Origin of the sequence: Micromonospora sp. NPDC000316, assembly GCF_042898885.1 — a bacterium.
GTDB lineage: Bacteria > Actinomycetota > Actinomycetes > Mycobacteriales > Micromonosporaceae > Micromonospora.
This window is the reverse complement of the sequence record NZ_JBIAZG010000017.1, coordinates 1-26,015: the sequence shown is the minus strand read 5'-3', so window position 1 is coordinate 26,015 and position 26,015 is coordinate 1. Positions and strand designations below refer to the sequence as shown.

Below are 26,015 nucleotides of genomic sequence, written 5' to 3'. Positions count from 1 at the left end.
GCTTTGGTTAACAGAAGTCAGATAGCCTAGAGTGGCGCGCATGAAGATTGCTGGCAGTACCGCCCTCGTCACCGGCGCCAACCGCGGCTTCGGCCGGCACCTGGCCGCCGAACTCGTCACCCGTGGCGCGACCGTCTACGCCGGCGCCCGCAACCCGGACACCGTCGACCTGCCCGGCGTGACGCCGGTGCGGCTCGACATCACCGACCCCGCCTCCGTCACCGCCGCCGCCCAACTCGCGGGCGACGTGAACCTCCTGATCAACAACGCCGGCGTCGACTCCGGCACCGATCTGCTCGACGGCGACCTGGACCTCGTCCGGCTCGAACTGGAGACCCACTACTTCGGCACCCTGTCGATGGTCCGGGCGTTCGCGCCGGCAATCGTCGCCAACGGCGGCGGGACGATCCTCAACGTGCTCTCCGTGCTGTCCTGGGTGAACTTCCCGACACACGGCGCCTACGGTGTCGCCAAGTCGGCCGAGTGGGCGATGACAAACGCGCTGCGCGTCCAGCTCGCCGAACGGGGCGTGCGGGTCGCCGGCCTGCACGTCGGTTACATGGACACCGACATGGCAGCCGCCGTCACCCAGCCGAAGTCCGACCCGGCGGTCATCGCCCGGATCGCTGTGGACGGCATCGAGTCCGACGCCTACGAGATCGTCGCCGACGAGATCAGTCGGCGGGTCCAGGCCGGGCTCGCCGGCGGCGTCGCCGCGCTCTACCCGCAGCTCCCCTGACCCCTGCACGTGACGGGCCGCCGCCGGGTGTTCCCGGCGGCGGCCCGCTGCAACAGGTACGTGGTCAGCTCGCCTGCAACGTCACGTCGTCGATCACGAAGCTGGTCTGCAACGACGAGTCCTCGGTGCCGGTGAACGTCAGCGTCACCGTCTGCCCGGCGTACGCGGCCACGTTCAGGGTGCGCTGGACGTAGCTGGTGGAGGCGTTGAGGTTCGAGTACGTCGCAAGCGTGGTCGAGCCCATCCGCACGGTCAGCTTGTCGTACGCCGTGGAGCTGGTGGTCTCGGCGGTGTCGATGCGCGTCCAGAACGACAGCGTGTAGCTGGCGCACCCGGCCGGCACGGTCACCGACTGGGACAGGGTCTCGGTGCGGGTGCTGCCGTACCCGTTGAGCCACGCCTTGTACGACCCGGTCCGGGCCGGCTTGCTGCTGGAGTTGGTGATCACGCCGGAGGACGCCGTCCACACCGTGGCGCCGCTCTCGAAGCCGCCGTTGCCGATCACCTGGGCGGCCGCGCAGCCGCCGGTGCCGGTCACCGTGAGGGTGAGGGTAGCGCTGCGGGTGACCGAGCCGGTGCCGGTGACCGTCACGGTGAAGGTGCCTGTCGCGGCGCTTGACGACGCGGTGAGCGTCATCGTCGACGAGCCACCGGAGGTCACCGAGGACGGGCTGAACGAGACGCTCACCCCGCTGGGCGCCCCGGAGGCGGAGAGGCTCACCGACTGCGCCGAGCCGGCAGTGGTCGCCGTGGAGACCGTCGCGGTGGTGCTGGCGCCCCGGGCCACGCTACGGGTCGTGGGGCTGACCGCCACGGAGAAGTCGTTGCTCGGGGTTCCTCCACCGACGGCCAGATCCCACAGCGCGTACGCCACGCCGTCGGCTGCCCGGTTCAGCACCGTGGCGCTGACGTTCGCCGTGGTGTCGCAGGCACGGTGGTAGCAGGGGTCGTACGCGGAGTTGGCGGTGCCACCCCACTTGGCCGCCTGGCTGCTTGTCTTGCGGGCGCTGGCGCCCGCCGCGTAGCCCGAGGTGGGGATGCCTGCCTGCTGGAAGTAGTAGTCGTCGGAGCGGCCCTGGCCCTCGACGTTCTCCTCCGGCTGCAACCCGAGCGAGTCCCAGTACGCCTTCAGCGGCGCCGCCGTGGTGGACGTGACCCGGTTGATGAAGTAGCCGCCGTTGACCGAGCCGACCATGTCGAAGTTGTAGTAGCCCTTGATGTAGCCGCGCTGGGTGGTGTTGAGCGAGTTGACGTAGAACCGGGAGCCGTTGAGCCCCTGCTCCTCGTCGGTCCACCAGGCGAACCGGACCTTCTTCGTCATCGTCGGGTTCTGCGAGGCCAGGACCAGGGCGTTCTCCAGCAGGACCGACGAGCCTGTGGCGTTGTCGTTGATGCCCGGGCCGGCGGAGACGCCGTCCAGGTGGGCGCCGAACATGACCACCTGGTCGGTCGGGCCGCCGGGCCACTCCGCGATGAGGTTGTTCGACGGGTACGTGCAGCTGGAGCAGTACTGCTCGGTGACGGTGTAGCCGGCCGTCTGGAGCTTGTTCTTCACGTAGGTGAGCGAGGCGGTGTAGCCGGCCGAGCCAGCCCGCCGGTTGCCGCCGTTGCTTGTGGCGATGGAGTTGAACTGGGTCAGGTGCGCCTGGACGTTCGTGACGGAGATGTCCGGCGCTGCCAGGACGGCGGCTGACGCGGCGATCGGCCGGGCCGCTGCCGTTCCGGTGGTGGGTGACGCGGTTGCCGGCTGGGCGGCCAGCGTCACCGTCCCGGCGAACACGGTGAGCGCGATGGCCGCGCTCAGCGTTCTGCCTCTCATGAGGGCTCCTCGGGGGTTGGAGAGATAACCGAGACACTTACAGATATCTATTCGCCAGGCATCGGTCGTTCGTCCCAACCCCGTCGGCTCGACGCCGGACATACCACCACGCAGCCGCCTGCCGATATCACCGACCGGCACCTCCTCCGCCGGGCCGAGCACACCCCGAGGCCACACCGCCCGGCAGTGGGACAGCCGGGGTGCCGACGTCAGCACAGGCGAGGCGAGGTGTCAGGATGGGTGCGTACCACCAGCAGGGGTCATCGGGCCCGGAACGGGGGCTTGCGATGAGGTCGGGTCGAGCGTGACACGACCCAGCAGGGACCTGTTCACCGACGGCGGTGACACCGGCCGGCTCATGGCGGAGCTGGACTGGGCCGACACCCCGCTGGGCCCGGTGGCCGACTGGCCGCAGAGCCTGCGAGCCGCCGTCCGGATGGTGCTCTCCTCCCGGTACCCCATGCTGCTGCTCTGGGGTGACCGCTTCTCCCAGCTCTACAACGACGCGTACGCGGCGCTTATCGGTGACAAGCACCCCGCCGCGCTCGGCAACGACGTGCGGGTGACCCTGGCCGAGGGCTGGGACGTCCTCGGCCCGCTGGTCCACCAGGCCATGGCGACAGGTGTGGCGAGCTGGGTGCCCGCCCTGCGGCTGCTGCTGGAACGCGCCGGCTACCGCGAGGAGGCGCACTTCAGCGTCTCGCACGCCCCGGCCCGCGACGACGACGGCCGCACCGTCGGAGTGCTCACCGTGTGCAGCGACGTCACCCAGCAGGTCGTCGGCGAACGGCGGCTGCGTCTGCTGCGCGATCTGTCCCTGCGCGGCGACGGGCGCACCGTCGACGTCGACGCCACCTGCGCCCGGCTGATCGACGCGATCGGCGGACATCCACTGGATGTGCCGTTCGCCGCGATCTACCTGCGCGACGGGTCGGTGCTGCGGCGGATCGCCTGCGTCGGTGGCGAGCCGGGTCACCCGACGGTGCCAGGGGCGCTGCCGGACGCCGTGGAGCTTGCCGACTCAGGCGCGGGCGTCCGCGCCTGGGGCCTGCCGGACGCCGCACGAGGTCGGCCCACCGAGGTGGCCGGTCTCGCGGACCGCCTGCCCCTGCCCGCCGGCCCGTGGGGCGACCCGGTCCGCACCGCGCTGGCACTGCCGCTGCCCTCGGCCGCCGAGGACGAGCCGCTGGGCGTCCTGCTCGCCGGCGTCAGCCCCAACCGGAGGCTGGACGAGGCGTACCGCTCCTTCTACCAACTGCTGGCCCAGCAGGTCTCGATGGCGGTGCGCAACGCGCGGGAGTACGAGCTGGAACGACGTCGGGCCGAGTCGCTTGCCGAGCTGGACCGGGTGAAGACGGATTTCTTCACGAACGTCAGCCACGAGTTCCGTACCCCTCTGACCCTCATGCTCGGCCCTCTCGCCGACGCCCTCAACGACTCCGCCGCGCCGCTGGCACCCGTGCAGCGGGAGCGGGTGGACACCGCCTGGCGCAACGCCACCCGACTGTTGACACTTGTCAACAGCCTGCTCACCTTCTCCAGCCTGGAGGCCGGACGGGCGCGCAGCGAGGCCCGCCCGGTCGATCTCGCCGCGCTCACCGCCGAGCTGGCAGGTGTCTTCCGGGCGGCCGTGGAGCGGGCCGGCCTGGCACTTGAGGTCGACTGTCCGCCGCTGCCCCGGCCGGTGCCGGTGGACCCGGTCAACTGGGAGCGCATCGTCACCAACCTGCTGTCCAACGCTCTGAAGTACACGTTCATCGGGCGGATCCGGGTCACCGTGGACGCCGACGACGACGAGGTACGCCTCACCGTCGCCGACAGCGGCATCGGGATCGCCGACCACGACCTGCCGAAGCTCTTCGAGCGCTTCCGCCGGGTGCAGGGCGCCCGCTCGCGCAGCCACGAGGGCACCGGCATCGGTCTGGCCCTGGTCCAGGAGCTGGCCCGGTTGGAGGGCGGCGAGGTTCGGGTGACCAGCCGGGTGGGTGTCGGCACCACCTTCACCGTCGCCCTGCCCTGGGCGACGTCACGACCCACGGCGATGACCGGGCCGGCGCCCAACGGGCAGCAGGGCGTGGCGGCACACGCTGCCGTCCAGGACGCGCTGAGCTGGCTGACCGACCCGACCGGCGGTGTCGCGGAGCCCGCCGCCGTGTCCGGTCCGGAGACCGACGAGCTGGCCGGGGCGCGAATCCTGGTGGCCGACGACAACAGCGACATGCGGGCGTACCTGAGTCGGCTGCTCACCGGCCAGGGCTGGCGGGTGCGATCGGTCACCGACGGGCAGCAGGCCCTCGACGCGATCCACCGCGAGCCGCCGGACCTGGTGCTCACCGACGTGATGATGCCGGTCCTGGGCGGCTTCGACCTGGTCCGCCGGCTGCGCGCGGACGAGGCGACGAGGGCGCTGCCGGTGCTGGTGCTCTCGGCGCGGGCCGGTGAGGCGGCAAGCGTGGTGGGCCTGAACCTCGGCGCCGACGACTACCTGGTGAAGCCGTTCGCCGCGGCGGAGCTGATCGCCCGGGTCCGGGCCGCCATCCGACGCGCCCACGCCCACCGCGGCCCGGTCGGCGGCCCGGTATCGGCACCACCTGTCGGTGCCGCCGCCGTCGTGCCGGCACCGGCGCCCGCCGCGACCGTGCCAGCTGCCGACCCGGCCGCCGCCGGTGGGCTGAACGACGGCCCGTCCGTGGTTTCGGAGGCCGACCGGGCCGGGCTCGATGGCACGGTCGACGTCCGGTGGGCATACCCGTCGGCGCCCACCTCGGCGTCGGCGATGCGCCGTGACGTCCGGCGGGTGTTGGATGACCTGAACGTCGACCCGGATGTGCTGGAGGACCTGCTGCTCGCCGCGTCGGAGGCGATGAACAACGCCGTCGAGCACGCGCAGCGGCCCAGCCGCCCCGAGGTGCGGGTCCGGCTCCGGGTGGGCGACGGCCTGGTCCGCATCTCGGTACGCGACTTCGGCACCTGGCGGGACCGCCGACCGGCCATGGACCGGGGCCGCGGCGCGCTGCTGATGAACGCCTACGGCGACGTGCGGATGATCTCCACAGGCGAGGGTACGACGGTGACTATCGAGCGCCGGCTGGACGCCCCGGCCTGAGCACCTGGCCGCACAGCCGCCACACCGCTTACCGACGGACGGGGCGGGCAAAAAGTTGCATGCGTGCGAGATCAACTTTTCGTGGGGGTCCGCTCGTCTTTTCCGCGGCACGCCATCGCGGCGTGCGAGGGGAGAGACATGGCGACGAAGACTTGTCGGCTGTGGGCCACGTCAGCGGTGGCGTTGCTGGCGGTGGCGGGATTGCTTACCGGCTGCGGATTGCCGGCGGCCGGACAGCCCGCGGCCGAACCGGCCGAGACCGCGCCGACCGTCGGCGGCCCGCCAGCAGCCGGGCAGGGCAGGACCGGGCGAGCGCCGGTCGCCGCCGCGAGCGCCGGTGCCGCGCCCGTAGCCATCAGCTATCCCGCCACCGGCCGCGGCGCTTGGTCGATGGCGGCGGCCGAGCCCGCCGTGCACGGCACCAGCGGGCGTCTGCTGCGCTACCGGGTCGCCGTCGAGCGCGACATTCGGGGCCTGCCGGTGGCCGACGTCGCCGCGGCGATCTCCGCGACGCTCAACGACCCGCGTGGGTGGACGGCCGGCGGCGCGTGGCGGCTGCGCCGGGTGGGTGCCGACACCACGGCTGACTTCACCGTCTACCTCGTGACGCCCGGCACCCGCGACGACCTGTGCCAGGACATCCCGGACGGTTACACCTCGTGCCGTAACGGCGCTCGCGTGGTGCTCAACGTGGCGCGTTGGGTCGAGGCGGTGCCGGGCTACGGCGCGAGCCTGGCCACCTACCGCCAGTACATGGTCAACCACGAGGTCGGGCACCGGCTCGGCCTGGGCCACGAGCGCTGCCCGGGGCGGGGACGGCCGGCGCCGGTGATGCAGCAGCAGACGCTGGGGCTGCACGGGTGCACGGCCAACGCCTGGCCGTACCCGGATGGCCCGGACCGCTACGCCGGGCCGGTCGGGGCGTACCTCGACGAGATCCCCCCGCCCGAGGGCGCCCGGCCGGCGCACTGAGCTGGCGCTCACGATTTCGAGCGGCGCTCCTGTTCGAGTCGCTCGTCGAGCCGGCCCAGCTCGTAGATGGCGTTGAGGTTTGTCGGGAGTCGGCTCACGTTGTCCGGCACCGGCTCGGAATCCGGATCCAGATCCGGATCAAGGGCCGGGGTCGGGGCGGGGATCGGAGCCGGCGTGGGAGCCGAGCCAGCCACCCGGGCGGGCCGGGTGCGGCGCAGAAGCAGCAGCGCCAGCACCGCGAGCACACCCGCGACCAGCAGGTAGTACACGGGACGCAGTGGCCAGCCGCCGCGTTCCGGGGCACCGAGCGCTGGCGAGTCGAGCGAGTCCGAGGCACCGCCGTTCGGCACGGGCAGGACCCCGTCGCGGGCGCCCTGCCCCGGACCGGCGGGGTTCAGCGTGCGCGGGGCCACGCCTGGTGCCGGCGGCGACGCCGAGCCGGACGCGGCGGGTGGGGCGGCGGAGGCACCCGGCGGGACGACAGCCGGTTGCGGGCTCGGCGTCGAGCCGTCGGTCGGGGTCGGGCTGGGCGCCGCGGGCGAGCCGGAGGCGCTACCGCCACCGAGCAGGCCGTCGACGAGCCCACCGAGGCCGTCGAGCAGGCCACCGACCACGCCCGAGGTGGCCGAGGGCGACGGAGTGGGCGTGGGAGTGGGAGCGGGCGTCAGCGCGAGGGCCAGCGAGAGCGCGACGATGGCAGGCATGGGTCCACCTCGGATGCATCGATGTGCCAGGCACCGTACCGCAGCTCCGCGTCCAGGTGAACAGACAGCGCCGGGTGGGGACGCGCGTCGCGCCCTCACCCGGCACATCGAGCAGGTCAGACGGGCAGGCCGCCGCCGACCTGGGTGGAGATCCAGGACCGGATGGACGGCAGGTCCACATAGATGGACGGGCCGGTGGCGCATGTGGAGTTGTTGTTGCCGGCCCGACTGGTCGCGCCGATCAGGTTCCACACCCCGTTGACCCGGCGCACCTGCGGGCCGCCCGAGTCGCCGTAGCAGGCGCCGGAGTTGCCGTTTGTGTTGTTGGTGCAGATCTCGTACGGGCCGTTGATGCCGGAGCACCGGCTGTCGGCCACGATGGACGTGTCCAGCTCGTTGGCGACCGTGGGGGCGGAACCGCAGCCCCGGGGCGCGCACGTCTGACCCCAGCCGATGATCCGGGTGGCGGTGCCGACCGCGCCGGAGGTGCTCGGGATCGGCGCCGGGGCGTACGTCACCGAGCTGGCCAGTTGCAGCAGCTTGACGTCGACGCTCGGGTGGTTGACCGCGCGGGTCACCCGGACGACGGTGCCGCCGCTGCTGCGGTTGACGCTGCCCACCCGCACCGAGGACGGCGTGGAGCAGTGCTTGGCGGTGACCGCCCAGTTGGCCTTGATCAGGGTGCCGGTGCAGCCGGAGACGTACACCATGAACGGGTAGCTCTCGGTTGCCAGCCGGCCGCCGACCACGAGCGGGCTGATGTCGCCGGCCCCGTCGGTCCAGGTGTACGTCGTGCCGGCGGCGGGCGCGGCGAGCGTCCCGGCGAAGAGCGAGTTCACCCGGGACGCCTCGGCCGCGCTGGGGTTGGCGTTGCGGCAGGAGACCGGGGCGCTGCTGCCGGACATCAGGTCGGTGCAGAGGCCGGTGCGCCGGTCCGGCAGGCCGAGGATGTGGCCGAGTTCGTGGGTGGCGATCCGGTTGCGGTCGTACCCCTGGTTGACGGCGGTGCGGCCCATCCAGATCCGTCCCGAGCCGAGGCCGGTCGGCTGTGCCCGGGGCCAGCCGTCGTCGACGGTGATCGTGATGTTGGCCGGGGTGCCGGCCAGGAGCCGGACGTTGCTGACCCGGCTGTTCCAGATCTGCGCGGCCTGGTCGAAGTTGGTGCGGAACTCGCCGGTCCGGCTCGCGTCGTAGTAGACGGTCCGCACGGCCGCGGCCGGTGCGCCGGTGGCGAGCTGCACGCCGGCGGCCGCCAGCACGGCCACCAGCGCGACCTGTACCGCACGTCTCAGTTGTCGTCGGAACATCACGCACTCCCCTGGTCGCCGGCGACCATCGGCCGCCGCTCATTGATGTACGTGGATGTTAAGTGACAGCGAGCGCAGCTCGGCATAGCGGAAGTGTCATACCGGCCGCTGTTACCCAGCGGTTACGCCGCAGCGAAGTGACAGTGCCCCGCCGGGACGACGGTCGACGCAGAGGGCCACCCGCGACGTGGCCCCGAGCATCGGACGGAGGCACCACGATGAGGATCAGGAGCGCACTGACGGCGCTGGCGGTCGTTCTCGCCGCGCTGGTCGCCGGCGCGGGCAGCAGCGCCACGGCGAGCACCACCACGGCGGCCGCGTCGCCGTACTGCGGGATCACCTGGGGCAGCGCCGACAAGACGGCAGGCACACTCAGCGACGCCCCGCTCGTCGACGTACGCACCGGCCGGCACGACTGCTACGACCGGGTGGTGTTCGAGTTCGCCGGCCCGGTCGACGGTTACGCCGTCGGCTACGGCGAGACGTGGACCGAGGGCGAAGGGCTGGCGCTGTCGCCGTACACCGCCGGAGGCGCGCTGCTGCGGGTGTCGCTGCGGGCACCCGCGTACGACGCCGCGCACTCCGGCACGATCCCGTACGCCGTCGGCGAGCACACCGCCAACCTGCTGCGCTACTCGACACTGCGCGACGTCGTCTTCGGCGGCAGCTTCGAGGGCTACAGCACCTTCGCGGTCGGCGTACGGGCGCGGTTGCCGTTCCGCGTGCTCGTGCTGGCCGGCCCCGGCACACACAGCCGTGTCGTGCTCGACGTGGCCCACCAGTGGCAGGAGTGACAGGGCTGCCCGGCCGGACGGCGCACTGCCGCTCGGCCGGGCGCTCCTCAGCCCTCCAAGCCCTGCCGCGCCTGGGTGGGCACGGCCTGCGCCGGCTCGTCGGTCAGGTGCCAAACCTCTCGCATCGGTGCCCACCAGTGCCCCGATCCGGGCTCTGCGAGCGACTCCTGACACGGATCGGTCAGCTTCCACCACTCCTGCGTCTGCGGGTCCGCGGCGATGAGCCGCTGGTCGGCCTCGTAGTCGTCGCCGACGTACTCGTAGTAGCCGAAGAGCAGGTCGTCGTGCAGAAAGATCGTGTAGTTGCGGAAGTTGGCCCGGCGGAGCGTCTGCTCGACGCTCGGCCAGACGGCGACGTGTAACCGCAGGTAGGTTTCCCGCTGCTCCGGGCGGAGCCGAATCACACAGCCAAAACGTTGCACGTCGTGCCCTCTCGGGTGAGCTGCCGGGTCGGGAGCAAGGTAGTGCACCGACCCGCCACCGTGGCGCCCCGCCGGGCCGGCCGGGCCGCCGACACCGGCCGTTTCGCCAGGTCGCGCGGGGTGGCGGCGGGTCTACGCTCAGGTGGTGGAGGGCCGCGTACTGGTGGTCGAGGACGATGCCTCCATCCGGGAGGTCACCGCCCTCGGTCTGCGCCGCGCCGGCTTCCGGGTCGACACCGCCGTCGACGGGCGGCAGGCCCTGGCGGCGTGGCGGGCCCACCCGGTCGACGTGATCGTGCTCGACGTGATGCTGCCCGGCCTGGACGGCCTGGAGGTCTGCCGGGAGATCCGGCGGACCAGTCAGGTGCCGATCCTGATGCTGACCGCCCGCACCGACACCCTCGACGTGGTGGTCGGCCTGGAGTGCGGCGCGGACGACTACCTGCGTAAACCCTTCGACATGCCCGAGTTGGTGGCCCGGGTCCGTTCGGTGCTGCGCCGTGCCAGCGCGCCGGTGTCGTCGAGCACCATCGAGGTCGGCGGTCTGGAGATCGACCCGGGCAGCTTCGTGGTACGCCGGGACGGCCGGGAGGTCGCGCTTACCGCCACCGAGTTCCGCCTGCTGCTGGAGTTGGCTCGCCGCCCCGGCCAGGTCTTCACCCGGGAGCTGCTGCTGGACCTGGTCTGGAACCACAGCTTCCTCGGTGACTCGCGCCTGGTCGACGTGGCGGTGCAGCGGCTGCGGGCCAAGGTCGAGGACGACCCGGCGCACCCTCGGCTGGTCCGCACCGTGCGCGGCGCCGGCTACAAGTTGTCCACGGGCTGAGGAGGAGGATCGGCGATGGCCGGTCGCGCAGTGCCACCGGGCCGCCTGCGACGCCGGCTGACGATCGCGTTCGTGCTGGTCGCCGGGGTGTCCGCAGGTCTGCTGGCCGGCGGGACCGGGCTGCTGCTGCGGCAGTCCTGGTTGGACGCCTCGCTGCGCCAGGCCGCCGCCGACGCCCGCTACCAACTCGTCCTAGCCGGACAGTTCGTGCCGCTCACCGAGCAGCGCGGCACCGATCTGCTCACCAGCTTCGAGGGCAGCGGCCGGCACGTGGTGCTCGTCGACGGCCCGGCCCGGCCCTCGCACCCGGCGTACGCCCCGACGCTCGGCGGCCGGCTGCGGGCCACCGTGGCCGAGGGGCAGCTCGGCTACCAGCGGTCCGCCCCGGGGACGCGCCCTCGACTCCTGGTGGTCGGCGGACGCATCCCCGGGTCGACAGCCGAGCTGTACGTGATCACCGAGGAGGACGGCATCGCCGCCGACGTGGATCAGCTGCGCAACGCGCTGCTGGCCGGCTGGGTGCTCGTGGTGCTGCTCGCCGCCGGGGTGGGGCACGCGCTGGCCCGCCGCACGCTGGAGCCGGTGGGCCGGGCCAGCCGGGCCGCCCGGGCGCTCACCGAAGGGCTGCTCGCCACCCGGCTGCCAGTGCGCGGGCACGACGAGTTCAGCGACTGGGCGGCGTCGTTCAACGAGATGGCCGAGGCTCTGGAGTCGAAGATCGCCGCGCTCTCGGCGGCGCAGGCCCGGGAGCGACGGTTCACCGCCGACGTCGCGCACGAGCTGCGTACCCCGGTGACCGCCCTGGTGGCCGCGGCCTCGCTGCTGCGCGAGCAGCTCGACCAGTTGCCCGACGACGCCCGGCCGGCCGCGCGGCTGCTGGTCGGTGACGTGGTCCGGCTGCGCCGGCTGGTCGAGGACCTGATGGAGATCTCCCGGCTGGACGCTGGACGGGAGCGCCCGAGCATCGAGCCGGTGGACGCGTCGGCGTTGCTGCACGGGATCGTCACGGCGCGCGGCTGGTCGGGCCGGGTGGTGGTCAGTGCCGAGGCGGTGGTGCTGCGCACCGACCCACGCCGGTTGGAGCGGGTGCTGGCCAACCTGGTGTCCAACGCGGTCGAGCACGGTGGCGGCGAGATCCGGGCCACAGTGGCCGGGGCGGGCCCGCTTGTCGTCGTCGAGGTCACCGACCAGGGGCCGGGCATCCCGGCCGAACACCTGCCCCGCCTGTTCGACAGGTTCTACAAGGCCGATCCGTCCCGCTCCGCACCGGGCAGTGGGCTGGGGCTTGCCATCGCCCGGGAACACGCCGCGCTGCTCGGCGGGGTGCTGAGCGTCCGCAGCGACCCGGGCGCCGGCACCCGCTTCCGGCTGGAACTGCCCGCGCACGGCCCCGACGGGCCGCCGGACGGCGTGCCGCGCCCGGCCGGGCACCTCGACGCGAGCGCCGACGTGGAGACCACCGGCCCGACCGGCGGTGCGAGATGACGCGGCCCGGCGGGTGGCGCGCGATGGGCGTCGCCGTGCTCGTCGCGGTGCTTCTGCTCGGCGGCTGCGCCACACCGCGCTCCGGTGCCCTCGGCCCGGCGCCGACCACGTCGCCGTCGAGCTCCGCGCCCACCGCACGCCCCACCCCCACCCCCACCCCGGTGGCCGCACCGACACCGTCACCGTCACCGTCACCGTCGGCCAGCGGCACCCCGCCGCGTCCGCCGACGCCGGCCACCACCGGCCCGCACCAGCAGGCGACTGTGACAATCGAGCTGTGGTACGTCCGGTCCGGGCAACTCGTGCCGACCCGCCGGACCCGGCCGGCGACAGTCGCGACGTCCCGACTGGCGCTCACCGAACTGGCCGCCGGGCCCACCCCGGCGGAGGCCGCCACCGGCCTGACCACCCTGCTCCCGGCCGGCGTCGAGGTCACCCGGATCACCGACGGCGTGGCGACGGTGCGGCAGCTTCCGGCCGCCGACGACCCGGGGCGTGAGCGGCTGCGCGAGGCGCAGGTGGTGTGGACGCTCACCCAGTTCCCCACCGTGCGGCAGGTCCGCTTCGGCGACGGCCCCCCTGTCGACCGTGCCGACTATCCGGGACTGCTGCCGCCGATCGTGGTCACCGGCCCGAGCGCCGGTGCGCGGGTCACAGCCCCGCTCACCGTCACCGGCACCGCCGACGTGTTCGAGGCCACCGTAAGCGTCCGGGTCCTGGACGCCGCCGGCCGGGAGATGGTCACCGGCTTCGGCAACGCCAGTTGCGGCAGCGGCTGCCGGGGCGCCTACCGCGTGGTCGTCGGCTGGCGCACGGCCCGAGAACAGCACGGCACCATCGAGGTGTACGAGGTGTCTCCGCACGACGGCGCACGGATCAACACGGTGGCCGTGCCGGTGCTCCTCGCGCCCGCCTGAGCGGGGGCGGCGGGACGGTAGCCGCTGTCCCGACCGGATGCGACGTAATTCGTAAAGCGACTCAAAGTCGTCTGGCCGCGACCTAACGTCAGTACGACAGCGTTCGTGGGCGTCGGAATGCGTGGCGGTCAGTGGGTGGGCGCGGATTCCGGGGTGCCGACCGCCTGACCCGTCACCGCTCGCGACACGAGAGGCCGCACCATGCCCGCAACCGCCTCGACCGCACCCGGCACGCCCGGCGCCGGGACGCCGCCCGGCACGCCGCACCCGCGGCGCTGGCTCGCGCTTGTGGTCATCGCCCTCGCGCAGCTGATGGTGGTCCTGGACGCCACAATCGTGAACATCGCGCTCCCCCAGGCCCAGGCGGACCTGGGCATCAACGACGCGAACCGGCAGTGGGTCGTCACCGCCTACACGCTTGCCTTCGGTGGCCTGCTGCTGCTCGGCGGCCGGATCGCCGACTACTGGGGTCGCAAGCGCGCGTTCATCGTCGGCATGATCGGCTTCGCGCTGGCCTCCGCGCTGGGCGGTCTGGCGACCACCGGCGAGATGCTCTTCGCCGCCCGGGCGTTGCAGGGCGTCTTCGGCGCGCTGCTCGCCCCGGCCGCGCTGGCCCTGCTCACCGTCCTGTTCACCGAGACGACCGAACGCGCCAAGGCGTTCGCCGTGTACGGCGGCATCGCCGGCGGCGGGTCGGCTGTCGGCCTGCTGCTCGGTGGGGTGCTCACCGAGTACGCCAACTGGCGCTGGTGCCTGCTGGTCAACATCCCCGTCGCCGCCGTGGCGATCGCCCTCGCCCTGCCGCTGGTGCCGGAGAGCCGGGCGCACGGCAACACCCGCTACGACATACCAGGAGCTGTCGTTGTCACCGCCGGCCTGGTCTCCCTCGTGTACGGCTTCACAAAGGCCGCGGAGGACGGCTGGGACGCCGCCGCGACGCTCGGTTTCATCGCCGCAGGCGTGGTGCTGCTCGCCGTCTTCGTGGTGATCGAACTGCGCTCCAACCATCCGCTGCTGCCGCTGCGGATCGTCCTGGACCGCAACCGGGGCGCGGCGTACCTCACCTCGACGCTCATCGGCGCCGGCCTGTTCGGCGCGTTCCTCTTCCTGACCTTCTACTTCCAGGTGGTGCTCCAGTACACGCCGCTGGAAGCCGGCCTCGCGTCGCTGCCGGTCACCGGCGGTGTGCTGATCGCCGCCGCCGGCGCCAGCCAACTGATGCCCCGGCTGGGCGCCAAACCGCTCATGGTCGGGGGCGCCGCGCTCGCCGCCATCGGCATGCTGGTGCTCACCCAGATCGACGTGGACACCTCGTTCCTCGCCCTCCTGCTGCCAGCCCAGGTCGTCCTCGGGCTGGGCCTCGGTTTCACATTCGTGCCGCTGTCCAGCCTCGCGCTGTTCGGGGTGCCGGAGCACGACGCGGGCGCGGCAAGCGCGACGCTCAACGCCACCCAGCAGATCGGCGGCTCGTTGGGCACCGCCCTGCTCAACACCATGTACACGAGCGCTGTCACCGCGTACCTGGTGTCCCGGGCACCGAGCCCGGCCACCCAGGTCAAGGCGCTGGTGCACGGCTACAGCGTGGCGTTCGCCTGGGGCGCGGCACTGATCGTGCTCGCCGGCCTGATCACCCTGTTCCTGATCAAGGTACGCAAGGGCGACATCCGGACCAGCGGCCCCGCGCACATGGGTTGAGCGGACCGACCGGCGCCTGCCGGTCCCCGCGAGCGGGGTGGACCGGCCGGCGTCGGATAGCGTTCCGAGCACGTCGACAACCCGTTGAGGAGACACATGCCCACCCCTGCCGATGAGATCATCGCCGCTCTACGCGCGGGCCACGAGGAGCTGGCCGCGCTCGTCCGGGACCTCAAGGAAGACGACCTGCTCCGACCGTCGGGGGCCAGCGAGTGGCAGGTGTCCCAGGTGCTCAGCCACCTGGGCAGCGGCGCCGAGATCGGCCTCGCCACCCTGACCGCCGCCCGCACCGGCGCTCCCGGCCTGGACGGCGACTTCAACCGCCGCGTCTGGAAGCGCTGGGACGCGATGTCCCCGGCCGAGCACGCCGCCGGCTTCCTGGCCGCCAACGAAGAGCTGGTCGAGGCGTACGAGGCACTCGACGCCGACACCCGCGCCACGCTGCGCATCGACATGGGCTTCCTGCCCGAGCCGGTGGACGTCGCCACCTCGGCCCGGTTCCGACTCAGCGAGTTCGCCCTGCACCAGTGGGACGTCGAGGTGGCGTTCAACCCGTTCGCGTCGGTGACGCCGCAGGCGGTGACGCTGCTGCTCGACCACGTCGGCGGCATGCTGGGCTGGACCAGCCGGCCGCAGGAACTGGCCGGCCGGGAAGCCACCCTGCTGCTGCGGCTGCACCAGCCGGAGCGGACGTACGGGCTGCGGCTGGGCGAGAAGGTCGAGCTGGTCGACGCGCCCGCGCAGCCCGACGGCGAGCTGACCGCACCGGCCGAGGCGTGGCTGCGACTCGCGGTGGGCCGGCTCGGGCCCGCGTACACCCCTGACGGCGTACAGGTGACCGGCCCGGTGACACTCGACGACCTGCGCCGGGTCTTCGTCGGCTTCTGACGCGTACCGCGCGGGCCGGTCCTCCCGGCCCGCGCGGCCGTCACCCCTTCACGCAGACCACCTGCTTCAGGTGCGCCACCACCTGCACCAGGTCCTCCTGCTGGGCCATCACCTCGGTGATGTCCTTGTACGCCCCGGGGATCTCGTCGACCACCCCGGCGTCCTTACGGCACTCGACCCCTGCGGTCTGCGCGACCAGGTCGTCCGTGCTGAAGGTCCGCTTGGCCTGTGCCCGCGACATCCGCCGCCCGGCCCCGTGTGAGGCCGAGCAGTACGCGTCCGGGTTGCCCCGACCCCGCACGATGTACGACCCGGTGCCCATCGACCCGGGAATGATGCCCAGGTCCCCCCGACCGGCCCGGATCGCGCCCTTACGGGTGACGAGCACGTCCACCCCGTCGTAGCTCTCCTCGGCGACGTAGTTGTGGTGGCACGAGATCGGTTCGTCGAAGCCCACCTGCGGGAACTGCTCCCGCACCACACCACAGAGCAGGGCCACCATGACCGCCCGGTTGCGCCGCGCGTACTCCTGCGCCCACCACAGGTCCCGCCGGTACGCGTCCATCTCCGGCGTGCCGGCGAGGAACACGGCGAGGTCCCGGTCGGGCAGGTCGGCGTTGTGCGGCAGCCCCCGGGCCACCCCGATGTGCCGCTCGGCCAACTCCTTGCCGATGTTGCGGGACCCGGAGTGCAGCATCAGCCACACCCGACCCTCGTCGTCGCCGCCCTGCTCCAGGCAGACCTCGATGAAGTGGTTGCCGCCGCCGAGCGTGCCGAGCTGCCGCTGAGCCCGGGTCTCCAACTGCGCGACGCGGCGGTCCAGCCCGGCGAACCGGCCCCAGAAGTCGGCCCAGCCGCCCTGCTCCAGGCCACGGACCCGGCGCGGGTTGACCGCCTCCTTCCGCTGGGCGAAGCCGACCGGGATGGTGGCCTCGATAGCGGAACGCAGGCCGGCGAGGTCGTCCGGCAGGTCGGCGGCGGTCAGCGAGGTACGCACCGCCGACATGCCGCAGCCGATGTCGACGCCGACGGCGGCCGGCGAGACGGCCTGCCGCATCGCGATCACCGACCCGACGGTGGCGCCCTTGCCGAAGTGCACGTCCGGCATCACGGCGACGCCCTGCACCCAGGGCAGCGCGCCGATGTTGCGCAGTTGCTTGGCGGCCTGCGGCTCGATGGCGTACGGGTCGGTCCAGACCCGGACCGGCGCCCGGGTACCGGCGAGGGGCGTGAATCCCATCGTGGTCTCCTTATGTCGTACCGGCACCATCGTCGCAGGGGTGACCGGAAATGATCGCGCCAACGGATCGGCCGGGCGCGAAGGGGTTTGTCGGATACGAAAAGGCCGCCCGACCCCGGTGGGGTGGGCGGCGACACCTGACGCGCTGGCGTCAGCGGTGGTGTCGCCCTGGTCGCCAGCCCTCGGCGGGCTGGCCGAAGCAGGCGGGCAGACCGAGATACCGGCACCGTGCCCTCGAGGGCAAGCCGGCACCCGCACCTGGCGCGTGCCAGGTGGTCGTGGTGCGGTCGCGCTGCGACACGGCGTACTCCCCGGGGGTCTGATCGGTTGACCTTGCGCCGATCACGATAGGTGGGCCGCGGCCTGTCCGCAAAGGATATTGCGCCCGGGCGGTGAGCCCTGTTGTTTCAGGGTTCACCGCCCGGGCGGGCTCTGGATCGTGCTCGATCCAGGAGAGAGGCCTATGACTGTGGCACCAGCCGGAACGACTGCGCGGCGGTGCCGTTGCAGGTGTACTGGATGAGCTGGACGCTGTTCGCCGTGGACGCCCCCGGCACGTCGAGACACTTGCCGCTGAGGCGGTTGACCAGGCGGTAGTAGCCGCCGCCCTCCGACTCGGCCCGCCACTGCTGGTTGTTGCCGCCGCTGTAGGACCAGAGTTGGATCGGCGCCGAGTCGGCTGTCGACACGTTCGTCACGTCGAGCACCTGGGCGCTGTTGGTGCGGTTGTTGACCCGCAGGTAGCCATCGCTTGTCGGCGCGAACTGGTATTGCTGGGCGGTGCTGTTGTTGCAGGTGTACTGCTGGATGGCCGTGCCGTTGGCGCTGGCGGCGGCCCGCGCGTCCACGCACTTGCCGCTGCCTCGGTTGACCACGCTGTGCCAGGCGGTCGGCGAGATCGGGCCCGTCGGCGTGGGCGTCGGGGTGGGCGTAGGGGTGGTCCCGGTGCCGACGCCCGCGAGCCAGTGCAGCCCGTCGATAAGCAGCCGGTTCTGCGGCTCGCTGTCGAAGGTGGAGGACAGCCCGGTGTTGGTGCTGTAGTTCATCGCGTTGTGGCCGAAGTTGGCGTACAGCATCTTGTAGTTCCTGTTGCTCCACACCAGCGGGTAGTAGCCGCCGTACCAGGTCTGGTTGGGGTCGGTGCCGACCGGGAAGCTGGACGGGTCGATCGAGGCCAGGATGTCGATGTTCGGGTTCTGCCGCAGGTCGTTGCTCCAGGAGTACCACTCGCTTATCGACGATCCGAACGTCGCCGGGAGGTTCCGGGTGGCCGCGTGGGTGCGGTTGTCGGCGCGCAGCGTGACCCGGGTCGGCCCCCAGGTGTTCGACTGGAACGCGCCGGTGCCGAGGAATGTGTTGTAGTACCAACTCCAGCTCGACGGGTTGTCGGTCCACGCGCTGACGTGGAAGCCCAGCCAGCCGCCGCCGTTCTGCATGTACTGCTGGAACGCGGCGCGCTGCGCGGTGGGCGGGGCGTCGTCGAGGAACATGATGACCTTGTACTGGGCCAGGTTCGCGGTGTTCAGCAGGTTCCAGTTGGTGGTCGCCTCCCAGGAGAAGCCGTACTGGGCCGCCGCCTGCGGGAACCAGGCGCGGGCGTCGCGGACGAAGTCGATGTGCGCGGCGTCCCAGGTGCCGTTGTAGAAGGCCAGGACCTTGAACGTCGGCGCGGCGTGCGCGCTCCGTGCGGCGCCGCCCACGAGGCCGGCGCTCACCGCGACGAGGAGCGCCACGAACGCCGACAAGATCCTTCTGGTACGGGTGGAGAGCTGCTGTGTGATCACGTGATCGCCCTTCGGTGTGGGCCCGGGACGCGCGCCGTCGCGTCAGCGTGAACTATCAGTTCACAACCTTTACAGATAGACGAGAGGTTATGCTCTCCACCGCGAGGGCGTCAATTGTGGACGCCGAGGCTGGCGCGGAAGTCTCGCGGCAACTCCGACAGCACCGCCGTACGCGCCGGCGGCTACGAGGTCGACACGGTGACCGCCGAGGTCAGCCGACCGAGGAGCGGGCCACCGGCAGGGCGAAGTAGGTGTCCGGGTAGGGCTCGTCGCGATAGCGGTAGTGCCACCACTCGCGGTCGTAGTTGACGAAGCCGGCGTCGGTCATCAGCCGTCGCAGCAACTGCCGGTTGTCCCGGGCCGTGCCGGTGATACGGGGGTCGTCGGTGTGCGCACGGGCGTCGAAGCAGTCGAAGCCGGTGCCCATGTCGATGCTGTTGTCGGCGAACCGCTGCCCGACCGGGGCCGTGCAGGCGACGAGCGGCTGCCCCGGCACGAACGGCTGTTGGCTGGCGGCGGGCTCGTCGACAAGGGTCAGGTCCAGCGTGCTGCCCCGGCTGTGCGCAGTGGGCGCACCGATGTAGCCGTCCGCGAAGAGCCGATCCTTGGCCAGATCCGGATAGAACTCGGCCTTGGTCTGCTGCTCGCGCGTGCTCTTCGACCAGGCGACGAAGTCGTCCACCGCCGGCTGCGGCCGGTAGCAGTCGTACACCTTCAGGCTGTGCCCACCGGCCAGCGCGGCGTCCTGCACCCGGCGCAGCGCGTCGGCCGCCTGGCGGGTGAGCAGGCACAGGGGCTCGCGGTAGGCGGCGACCGGCCGGCCGACGAAGTTGTGCGCCGTGGCGTACCGGATGTCGGAGTGGATGCGCGGATCGACGTCGGACAGCACCACGAACCCCGGCAGCCGGCCCGCGGCGGAGGGCTCAGCGCTCGCCGACGCCGACCCCGGGCTCGCCGACGTGGTGATCGGGACCGCCGGCTCCTGGCCGGCCGGCGGGTGCGAGCAGCCACCGAGCACCGCGACGACCGCGAGCACGGCGGCGTTGCCCACCCGACCTGACCTGCGCACCCGTCCTGTCTATCAGCCCCGCCCCGGGCTCCGCGCCGGATCGACAGTCGGTGGCCGGATCACCCTCGCCGGTCGGCCGGTCGCACCGTGTCGGTGTCGTCGACCAGGTGCCCACGCAGGAACCGCAGCGCCGCCTCGTCGTCGTCGATCCCGCCGGCCTCGTGGCCGTTGTAGCGCCACACCGCCAACTCGGTCGGCCCCGCGTGGGCATTCACCGCCGCGTAGACCCCCGACGGCGGCACGATGTCGTCCATCAGCGCCACCGAGTAGCGGGCGGGCCGGCGGCAACGCCGCGCGAAGTTGACCCCGTCGACGTACGACAGGGTCGTCAGCACCCGCTCCTCGGCGTCCCGGTGGATCGCCAGGTAGTCGCGGATCTCCCGGTACGGGCGGGCGTCGGTGACCACCACCGCGCGCGGAATGTCGCAGAGGAACGGCACGAGGGCGACCACCGCCCGCACACCGGGTGCCAACGCGCCGGCCGCGAGGGCCAACCCGCCGCCCTGGCTGTGCCCGAGCACCGCCACCCGGGTCGGGTCGACCATCGGCAGGGTGCGGACGGCGTCCACCGCCCGGACCGCGTCGGTGATCAGCCGCCGGTAGTAGTACGTGCGGGGGTCGGCGATGCCCCGGGTCGTCACGCCGGGCGCCTCCGGACCGGACGTGCCCGGATCCGGGGTGTCGCCCCGGCTCCAGCCAGAGCCCTGCCCCCGGGTGTCCATCTGCAGATGGGCGAACCCGGCCGACGCCCACAGCAGGTTCTCCAACGGGTGCCCGCGCCCGCCGCCGTAGCCGACGTACTGCACGAGAGTCGGCAGCGCCCCGGCGGCCCCGTGGGGCACCCGCAGCCAGGCCCGTACGGGCTGACCGGCGAAGCCCGCGAACGTCACGTCGAACACGTCGATGCTGGTCAGAGCGGTCGCCACCGGCTCGACACGGATCGGCCATCCGGCGGCTCGGGCCTCGGTCAGGGTGCCGTCCCAGAACTCGTCGAAGTCCGCGGGGTCAGTCACCACGCCACGGTGGTCGCGTAGCTGCTCCTCGGACAGGTCGGTGTACATGGCGTCCTCGGTCCGTCGGGTTGACACTGAGCAGGGGGCGGTCGCCGGGGGCGACGGCGCGGGCGTCGGGCAGCACACCGGAAGGAGTCCGATAACGTACCGGAATCTTTCCGCAACTGCGCCGAACGCTAGAACCGACCTGCCATGTCGTCAACCCCCGTCCGTGAGGCAAGATGACGCGCAGGAGCGGGAATGCCGTTCCGGGACAATGGCATGGCGACGGCTTGCGGTCGCTCTTCCGGACCGGTGAAGGAGACGCGGGTGGGCGCGGACGACGGACGCAGGGTGACCATCACCGCGATCGCGCGGGAGGCTGGGGTTTCGGTGCCGACCGTGTCCCGGGTGCTCAACGGTCGGTCCGATGTGGCCCCCGACACCCGGGAACGGGTCGAGGAGCTGTTGCGCCACCACGGTTACCGGCGCCGCAGCAGCCGCAGCGTGCGCCGTGCCGGCCTCGTCGACCTGGTCTTCAATGACCTGGACAGCCCGTGGGCTGTGGAAATCATCCGCGGTGTGGAGGACGTCGGGCACGGCGCCGGCGTGGGCACAGTGGTCTCCGCGATCCACCGGCAGCCCACGGCGGCCCGGCAGTGGTTGCAGAACCTGCGTACCCGGGCCACCGACGGCGTCATCTTCGTGACGTCACACCTGAGCCCGCCCCTGCACGCGCAGCTCCGCCGTCTCAACGTGCCGGTGGTAGTCGTCGACCCGGCCGGTGTGCCGGCGATGGACGTGCCGACGATCGGCGCCACCAACTGGGCCGGCGGGCTCGCCGCGACCGAGCACCTGCTGGCGATCGGGCACCGGCGAATCGGGTTCGTGGCCGGGCCGACGCACCTGCTGTGCAGCCGCGCCCGCCTCGACGGCTACCGGGCCGGGCTGGAGGCGGCAGGCGTTCCGGTGGACGACGCGCTGATCTACCCGGGCGACTTCTACCACGCCTCCGGCTTCTCCGGTGGCACGGCGCTGCTCGAACTGGCCGACCCGCCGACAGGCATCTTCGCGGCAAGCGACCAGATGGCCTTCGGTGTCTACGAGGCCATCCGGCGGCGCGGGCTGCGCGTCCCCGACGACGTCAGCGTGGTGGGTTTCGACGACCTGCCCGAGGCCCGTTGGGCCTCACCTCCACTTACCACAGTGCGTCAGCCGCTCGTCGAGATGGGCCGGCTCGCGGCGCGGACGGTGCTGCGACTGGCCCAGGGCGAGAGCATCGACTCGCCCCGTGTGGAACTCGCGACCGAGATGGTCGTACGGGACAGCACCATAGCGCCGCCGGCCGTGTCACCGCACTCGTCGTGACGGCCCGAGCCGTGCCCGGAACCGGGTCCGCCCGTTCCGGAGCAGCGACCGAAATTTCCGGTTCGACCCGTCCCGCCCCAGGTCGGGCGACGGCGGTACGTCCAGCGCCGGCCGTCGACACGCCGACGCGGTGAGCGACGGGAGCCGCTCACCGCGCCGAACGCGTCAGTGGTGGTGGTGTACGCGGACAGCCCGACGGATGCTGACCGGCAGCGCGGGCGCGCCGTCGACAGGTGCCGGGTCCTCCGCGGTCGGCGCCACTCCCCCGGCGGCGATCCGGTCCAGGGTGGCCAGGCCGGCGGGATCGACCTCGCCGAAGATCGTGTAGTTGGGGCGCAGCGCCGAGTCGGCGTACACCAGGAAGAACTGGCTGCCGTTGGTGTCCGGCCCGGCGTTCGCCATGGCCAGCACGCCCCGGGCGTAGATCCGGCGCTCCCCGGTCGGGTCGGTGGGTGCCGGCGGCAGGTCGGTCGGCAGTTCGTCGCGGTACCGGTAGCCCGGGCCGCCCTCGCCCGTGCCGGAGGGGTCACCGCACTGCAGCACGCTCAGCGTCGGGTAGGCGGTGAGCCGGTGACACGAGGTGCGGTCGTAGAACCGCTTGCCGACCAGGTGCAGGAAGCTCTGCACCGTACACGGCGCGGCCTCCCGGTCAAGGGTCAGCCCGATCGGCCCGTGATTGGTGGAGAGGGTCACCCGGACGCTGCCCCGAGCCGGGGTGCGGCGGGGGTCGGGCGGCAACGGCACCGGGCGGGCGGCCGGCTCGTCGGGCGTCTCGGTGTACGCGCACGGGCCGTGCGTGGTGCGCGGCGGCCGGACGGCGGCAGGCGACGCGGCGGACGCGGTTGGCGCGTCGACGGACCCGCCCCGCGCGGTTATCGCGTCGACGGGTCCACCCGGCGCGGTTATCGCGTCGACGGGTCCACCCGGCGCGGCCACGGCGGCGGCGGACACGCCGACGAGCAGCGCCCCCGCGAGCGCCGTCACGCCCGCGAGGCGGGTGAGCACGCGCACCGGCCGGCGGGGTGCCGCAGCGCCGGAGGGCGGTTCGAGTTCACTCGACACAGGGATCCTCCTGGACTCGTGGTGCTGAAACGACCGGAGTCTATGGATCCCAGAGCCTGTTGTCGATCCGTCAGGGCAGTTGGCGGCGGCGCCACAGCAGCCCGCCCAGCAGCGCCAGCACCGCCGCACCGCTCACCGCTGTCACCAGCCACAGCCATCCAGAGCCGGGATGCGGGCCGCTGGCCGCTGCCGGCCTGGGCCCACCGGGCGCGGCCAACGCGGACGGCACGGCCGACGGCGTGGCTGTCAACTCGCCCGGCTCGACCAACCGGCCCACGGCGGCGTCGCGGGGCAGCGAAAACCCCCAGTCCAGCAGAGCCGCACCCTGCTCCCAGCCGCGCATCGGCGCCGGCTCGGCACCCAGCAGCGTCGCCACGAGCCGCCGGCCGTTGCGCTCCGCGGCCCCGACGTACGTGTGCCGGGCCAGATCGGTGAAGCCCGTCTTGCCGCCCAGCGCACCCGGGTACCGGTAGATGAGCTGGTTCTCGTTCTGGATCTGGAAACCCTTGGTGCGCTGCGCCGGCTGGGCCGGGATGGTCGCCTGGTCGGTGAGCGCGTACCGCCGGAAGGTCGGCTGCGCGAAACAGGCCCGGGCGATCAACGCCAGGTCGTACGCGCTTGTGAACTGGCCCTTGCCGTCCAGGCCGGACGGGGTGACCGCGTGCGTCTGGAGCGCTCCGAGCCGGTGCGCCTGCTCGTTCATGGCACGGACACCGCCGGCCGCCCCGTCGGGCCCGCCACCCAGCCGGGCCAGCGCGTTCGCCGCCTCGTTGCCAGAGTTGAGCAGCAGCCCCAGCCAGATGGTCTCGATGGTGTACCGGCCACCCTCGACCAGGCCGACGGCGGAGGAACCCGGCTCGATGTTCATGTCCGCCGCCGTGACGGTGACCGTCTGCTTCGGGTCGAGCCGGGGCATCATGGTGGCCGCCAGCAGGAGCTTCTGCACGCTGGCCGGGGGGCCGTACTCGTGCGGGCCGCAGCCCCCGAGCACCTGCCCGGTGTCCAGGTCGGCGACCAGCCACGACGTGGCGGTGATCGCCGGCGGTGCGCCCACGCCGGCCGGCACGACCAGACCACTGGTGGCCAGCCCGGCGCCGCCGACGGTCCGCTGCTCGGGCAGCGTAGGCGGGGGCACGGGCCGGGGCGGCCGGGACACCACCGGCGCCGGCGCCCGTGGGCACCGCACGGCGGCGGCCTCCGTAGCGGAAGCGGCCTGCGGTGCTCGCGTGGCCGAAGCGGCCTGCGCTGCTCCCGTGGCCGACGCGGCCTGCGCTGCTCGCGCGGCCTGCGGTGCGGGCGCGGCCTGCAGGGCGGACACGGCCGACGCGGCGGCGACCGGCGCGGGAGCGAGCAGGACGGCGGTCGCCGTCGCCGCCAACAGCGCAGCTCTCATGTGCCCGACCCTAGTCAACAAGATCGCCCGGCGGGACCGGATGCCCACGGACGGGTAGTCGGCCGGCGCTCGTACTCGGCTCGACACCTGTCACGATCGCCCTCACCGACGCACCCGCCGAGCTCGCCGCTCTGACCGCCGAGCACCTCCGCGAGTGCGTCAACAAGCCCAACAGCTCAGGAGACCCCGCGTAGCCACCACCGCTGCCAGGGGGTCTCCACTGCCTTCGGGTGGTAGCCCGCCCGCACCCACGGCACCGCCCGGTCGACCGGCAGACCGTCGAGGATCGCCAGCGCGGCCAACGCCGTACCAGTGCGGCCCACCCCGCCCCGGCAGGCCACCTCCACGCGCTCGCCGTCCCGCGCCCGCCGCAGGGCGTCCCGGAGGGCGTCGAGCGCATCCTCACGGTCGAGCGGTAGCCAGAAGTCGGGCCACCGGATCCGCCGGTGCGGCCAGGCCGGCTCCGGGCCGGGCGCCAACAGCAGGGCAAAATCGGCGGGCGAGGCAGTCGCGGCGACACGGCGTCCGCGCACCGTCGCCCCGCTCGGCAGTACGAGCACACCCGACCGCTCGGACCAGGGCTGCGTAACAGTCACACGGGCATTCTCCCGCTGAGCGCAACGACCGTGTGGCCGGCGCGCGTGCCGTAGGTGCCCAGCACACATGCGCAAGTGACCGGCAAACGTTTCGAGGAAGAGGGCCGGCGCGATGCCGAAGAGGCCCCGCGGGTGCGCGTGGGTGACCGGCACGCGAGCCGCGCATGGCGTCGCTGCGCCAGGGTGGGTGCAGACGGCGCCGCCCCCGGCCGGGTGGGTCGGGGGCGGCGCTGGTGTCGGTGTGCAGGTCGCCTCTCGGCGAGTGGCGCGACGCGGCTCCAGCCAAACGGTATTCCGCGACGGCGATATTAGGTGAGGCCCGGGGACACTGAGTCACACCGACACCCCTCACAACCCACCACCACCCCACCCTGTTCCCGCACCCGACCTACCACCCACCCGAATCTTGGACAGTTTCCGTTAGCGGGGCTAACGGAAACTGTCCAAGAATCGAAGCGCGGACGTGCCGCTGGCCGGCATCCCGGGTTCGAGGTCCGCGCATACCCGGTGGCCCGCGCCTCGGGGGTGTCGCGGCGTGGCCATGACTGTGGGCCAGCATCCGGGTTGGGGTCCGGACATGCCGCTGGCCGGCACCCCTGTGTGCGGGGTGCCGGCCAGCGGTCCTGCCGTGCGGTCCTGCTGTGCGGTGGTGCTGTGTGGTGTTGCGGTGGGTCAGCTGTTCCAGTACTGGCCGACCAGGTCGGCGGCCTGCTGCTCCCACTGGGCGTACGCGTCCGGGTAAGCCGAGACCTGCACGGTCTGCGCGGCGTCGGTCAGCGGCATGTCCTGCCAACCGTCAACCTGCTTCAGGCCCTTGAGGAACGCGGTGGTGGAGTA

21 protein-coding genes are annotated in these 26,015 nt (G+C 72.5%); 10 read left to right on the top strand and 11 right to left on the bottom strand.

What is annotated here, in order from left to right; all coding sequences use genetic code 11:
• The first annotated feature begins 40 nt into the window (after window positions 1-40).
• The gene (locus tag ACFY2Q_RS25215) at window positions 41-739 is read left to right on the top strand and encodes an SDR family oxidoreductase (RefSeq protein ID WP_387134117.1); all 699 of its coding nucleotides are present in this window, start codon (window positions 41-43) and stop codon (window positions 737-739) included.
• Window positions 740-803: 64 nt separating this feature from the next.
• On the opposite strand, the gene ACFY2Q_RS25210 is transcribed toward ACFY2Q_RS25215, so the two are convergent.
• Window positions 804-2,558: a M28 family peptidase gene (locus ACFY2Q_RS25210; RefSeq protein ID WP_387134114.1), complete on the bottom strand. Its 1,755-nt coding sequence runs from the start codon at window positions 2,556-2,558 to the stop codon at window positions 804-806.
• A 304-nt stretch (window positions 2,559-2,862) separates the two neighbouring features.
• Here ACFY2Q_RS25210 and ACFY2Q_RS25205 point away from each other — a divergent pair, with 304 nt between their 5' ends.
• Window positions 2,863-5,664 (top strand): ATP-binding protein, encoded by a 2,802-nt coding sequence (locus tag ACFY2Q_RS25205; RefSeq protein WP_387134111.1) that lies wholly within the window; start codon window positions 2,863-2,865, stop codon window positions 5,662-5,664.
• Window positions 5,665-5,802: 138 nt separating this feature from the next.
• The gene (locus ACFY2Q_RS25200; RefSeq protein ID WP_387134109.1) at window positions 5,803-6,636 is read left to right on the top strand and encodes a DUF3152 domain-containing protein; all 834 of its coding nucleotides are present in this window, start codon (window positions 5,803-5,805) and stop codon (window positions 6,634-6,636) included.
• Between the two features lie 8 nt (window positions 6,637-6,644).
• Here ACFY2Q_RS25200 and ACFY2Q_RS25195 read toward each other — a convergent pair whose 3' ends face one another.
• A complete protein-coding gene (locus ACFY2Q_RS25195) occupies window positions 6,645-7,340 on the bottom strand; it encodes a hypothetical protein (protein WP_387134107.1) in 696 nt (231 codons plus the stop codon).
• Between the two features lie 116 nt (window positions 7,341-7,456).
• The gene (locus ACFY2Q_RS25190; protein ID WP_387134105.1) at window positions 7,457-8,647 is read right to left on the bottom strand and encodes a snapalysin family zinc-dependent metalloprotease; all 1,191 of its coding nucleotides are present in this window, start codon (window positions 8,645-8,647) and stop codon (window positions 7,457-7,459) included.
• Between the two features lie 218 nt (window positions 8,648-8,865).
• Between ACFY2Q_RS25190 and ACFY2Q_RS25185 the strand changes: the two genes are divergently transcribed.
• Complete coding sequence (locus ACFY2Q_RS25185; RefSeq protein WP_387134102.1) at window positions 8,866-9,441, top strand: hypothetical protein; 576 nt, start codon at window positions 8,866-8,868, stop codon at window positions 9,439-9,441.
• A 47-nt stretch (window positions 9,442-9,488) separates the two neighbouring features.
• On the opposite strand, the gene ACFY2Q_RS25180 is transcribed toward ACFY2Q_RS25185, so the two are convergent.
• Window positions 9,489-9,845: an L-rhamnose mutarotase gene (locus ACFY2Q_RS25180; protein ID WP_387134100.1), complete on the bottom strand. Its 357-nt coding sequence runs from the start codon at window positions 9,843-9,845 to the stop codon at window positions 9,489-9,491.
• A 163-nt stretch (window positions 9,846-10,008) separates the two neighbouring features.
• Here ACFY2Q_RS25180 and ACFY2Q_RS25175 point away from each other — a divergent pair, with 163 nt between their 5' ends.
• From ACFY2Q_RS25175 to ACFY2Q_RS25155, 5 genes are all read left to right on the top strand, one after another.
• Window positions 10,009-10,689 carry a response regulator gene (locus ACFY2Q_RS25175; RefSeq protein WP_387134098.1) on the top strand — a complete coding sequence of 227 codons (681 nt, stop codon included), beginning with the start codon at window positions 10,009-10,011 and terminating at the stop codon, window positions 10,687-10,689.
• A 15-nt stretch (window positions 10,690-10,704) separates the two neighbouring features.
• On the top strand, window positions 10,705-12,174 hold the full coding sequence (locus ACFY2Q_RS25170) for an ATP-binding protein (protein WP_387134096.1): 1,470 nt from the start codon (window positions 10,705-10,707) through the stop codon (window positions 12,172-12,174).
• Window positions 12,175-12,197: 23 nt separating this feature from the next.
• A complete protein-coding gene (locus ACFY2Q_RS25165) occupies window positions 12,198-13,091 on the top strand; it encodes a Gmad2 immunoglobulin-like domain-containing protein (RefSeq protein WP_387134095.1) in 894 nt (297 codons plus the stop codon).
• Between the two features lie 201 nt (window positions 13,092-13,292).
• The gene (locus ACFY2Q_RS25160) at window positions 13,293-14,786 is read left to right on the top strand and encodes an MFS transporter (protein WP_387134093.1); all 1,494 of its coding nucleotides are present in this window, start codon (window positions 13,293-13,295) and stop codon (window positions 14,784-14,786) included.
• Between the two features lie 96 nt (window positions 14,787-14,882).
• Window positions 14,883-15,674, top strand: coding sequence for a maleylpyruvate isomerase family mycothiol-dependent enzyme (locus ACFY2Q_RS25155; RefSeq protein ID WP_387134092.1), 792 nt, complete (start codon window positions 14,883-14,885; stop codon window positions 15,672-15,674).
• Between the two features lie 40 nt (window positions 15,675-15,714).
• Here the strand turns inward: ACFY2Q_RS25155 and ACFY2Q_RS25150 are convergent, their stop codons facing one another.
• From ACFY2Q_RS25150 to ACFY2Q_RS25135, 4 genes are all read right to left on the bottom strand, one after another.
• Complete coding sequence (locus ACFY2Q_RS25150) at window positions 15,715-16,914, bottom strand: RtcB family protein (RefSeq protein ID WP_387134091.1); 1,200 nt, start codon at window positions 16,912-16,914, stop codon at window positions 15,715-15,717.
• 461 nt (window positions 16,915-17,375) lie between these two features.
• The gene (locus ACFY2Q_RS25145; RefSeq protein WP_387134089.1) at window positions 17,376-18,698 is read right to left on the bottom strand and encodes an RICIN domain-containing protein; all 1,323 of its coding nucleotides are present in this window, start codon (window positions 18,696-18,698) and stop codon (window positions 17,376-17,378) included.
• A 211-nt stretch (window positions 18,699-18,909) separates the two neighbouring features.
• A complete protein-coding gene (locus tag ACFY2Q_RS25140; protein WP_387134088.1) occupies window positions 18,910-19,767 on the bottom strand; it encodes a M15 family metallopeptidase in 858 nt (285 codons plus the stop codon).
• 59 nt (window positions 19,768-19,826) lie between these two features.
• Window positions 19,827-20,828 (bottom strand): acetylxylan esterase, encoded by a 1,002-nt coding sequence (locus ACFY2Q_RS25135; protein WP_387134087.1) that lies wholly within the window; start codon window positions 20,826-20,828, stop codon window positions 19,827-19,829.
• Between the two features lie 261 nt (window positions 20,829-21,089).
• Between ACFY2Q_RS25135 and ACFY2Q_RS25130 the strand changes: the two genes are divergently transcribed.
• Window positions 21,090-22,127: a LacI family DNA-binding transcriptional regulator gene (locus ACFY2Q_RS25130; RefSeq protein ID WP_387134085.1), complete on the top strand. Its 1,038-nt coding sequence runs from the start codon at window positions 21,090-21,092 to the stop codon at window positions 22,125-22,127.
• Between the two features lie 165 nt (window positions 22,128-22,292).
• On the opposite strand, the gene ACFY2Q_RS25125 is transcribed toward ACFY2Q_RS25130, so the two are convergent.
• The 3 genes from ACFY2Q_RS25125 to ACFY2Q_RS25115 all read right to left on the bottom strand — a co-directional run bounded on the left by ACFY2Q_RS25125 (window position 22,293) and on the right by ACFY2Q_RS25115 (window position 25,178).
• Window positions 22,293-23,195, bottom strand: a complete 903-nt coding sequence (locus ACFY2Q_RS25125) for a peptidylprolyl isomerase (RefSeq protein ID WP_387134365.1) — start codon at window positions 23,193-23,195, stop codon at window positions 22,293-22,295.
• 64 nt (window positions 23,196-23,259) lie between these two features.
• Entirely contained in the window at window positions 23,260-24,582 is a 1,323-nt protein-coding gene (locus ACFY2Q_RS25120) for a D-alanyl-D-alanine carboxypeptidase family protein (protein ID WP_387134084.1), read from the bottom strand.
• Window positions 24,583-24,758: 176 nt separating this feature from the next.
• On the bottom strand, window positions 24,759-25,178 hold the full coding sequence (locus ACFY2Q_RS25115; protein ID WP_387134083.1) for a protein-tyrosine phosphatase family protein: 420 nt from the start codon (window positions 25,176-25,178) through the stop codon (window positions 24,759-24,761).
• Between the last annotated feature and the right edge of the window lie 837 nt (window positions 25,179-26,015).